Source organism: Paraburkholderia sp. WS6 (assembly GCF_030464835.1).
GTDB lineage: Bacteria > Pseudomonadota > Gammaproteobacteria > Burkholderiales > Burkholderiaceae > Paraburkholderia > Paraburkholderia madseniana.
Map to the genome: position 1 here is coordinate 1 of NZ_JALQCK010000117.1, position 1,368 is coordinate 1,368.

At 62.7% G+C, this 1,368-nt stretch carries 1 protein-coding gene; it reads left to right on the top strand.

From position 1 onward, the window contains the following. Positions 1-142: 142 nt before the first annotated feature. Positions 143-1,339, top strand: a complete 1,197-nt coding sequence (locus tag M0D64_RS44775) for an IS4 family transposase (protein WP_171929619.1) — start codon at positions 143-145, stop codon at positions 1,337-1,339. Positions 1,340-1,368 lie beyond the last annotated feature (29 nt).

A 1,368-nucleotide genomic window follows, 5' to 3' on the forward strand; every position in this document is an offset into this window, starting at 1 on the left:
GCAATGCTCTCAACTTAAGCCCGAAAGGGCTTGTATACGGGGCGTTCGACCTGTAAACTTCATCGCATAACTGATTGATAAATCGACGATATGAACTCAAATACCAGCGTCCTCCCAACTCCTGGCTGAGTTCTCCGATTTCCTGTTCGATCCGGCGCTCGCTGAGCGCGTGCGTCTTTCTCCCACTGCATTCACCCGCAATCGCACACTGACATTGCCGCGCATGGCCGCGCTGATGATGTCGGGCATGTGCGCGAGCGTGCAGGCCGAACTCGATGGCCTGTTTGGTGAGCTCGGCGAACGCGGCGTGCGTACCCGCGGCGTCAGTGCACAGGCCTTCAGCAAGGCGCGCCGGGGGCTGTCGGCCGAGCTGTTCGAACGGGCCCGCGCACGTCTGATTGAACTCGCCCAACCCCATATTGACTCGATGCGCTGGAACGGCCTGAGGCCGGTCGCAGCCGACGGCACCCGGCTGCGGGTGGCGACCCGCCAGGGCCATGCGTTGCGCGCCGATCACTACGCGTTCGCGCTGTTCCTGCCGGGGCCCGAACTGACGTTGCATGCCGCGCTCCATCCGGCCGACGGCGCCGAGCGGCAGATGCTGTTCGAAGCGCTGGATGTGCTTCAGCCGCACACCGATCTGCTGCTGCTTGATCGCGGCTATATTGGCAACATGATGGTGGCCGCGCTGGCGCAGCGCGAGATCCACTTCTGCCTGCGCGTGGATACCCGAGGATGGAAATGTGTAAGCGCGTTTGCGCGCAGCGGCCAGGCCGAGCAGGTCGTGACACTGGGCGCGCCCAACGAAGAGGATGCCCGCGACTATGAACTGGCGCGCACGCCTACCACCGTGCGCCTGATCCGGGACGTCACGCCCAGCGGCCGCGTGCGTGTGCTGATGACCTCGCTGCTGGAGCGCGAACGTTATCCGGCCAGCGCTTTCGGCGCGCTCTATCATCAACGCTGGCGTATTGAGGAAGCGTTCAAACGTCTGAAGCACCGACTGCGGCTTGAGGCTGTCACCGGCCTGGATTACCTGGCGCTGCAGCAGGACTTCGGTGCGAAAACCGTCGCTGATAACCTGTGTACGCTACTCAATGACCTGGACGATCCAGCCAAAGACGACCACACCAGTCATCCAAACCGTCTGTACGCGCTGGGCGCCCTCAAGCCGATCCTCGGCGCGTGCCTGCTACGGATTGAGCGCTGCCTGAACCGGCTCGCCGATCTCATGCCCGCCATCCACGGAGCCCGATGTCGTATTCAGCCCTCGCGCTCTTACCCACGACCGCCCAGAAAAGCCAAACCCCATCTCCATCTCGCGTACAAGGTCGCTTGATGGAATGGGGCTTAAGTTGAGAGCATTGC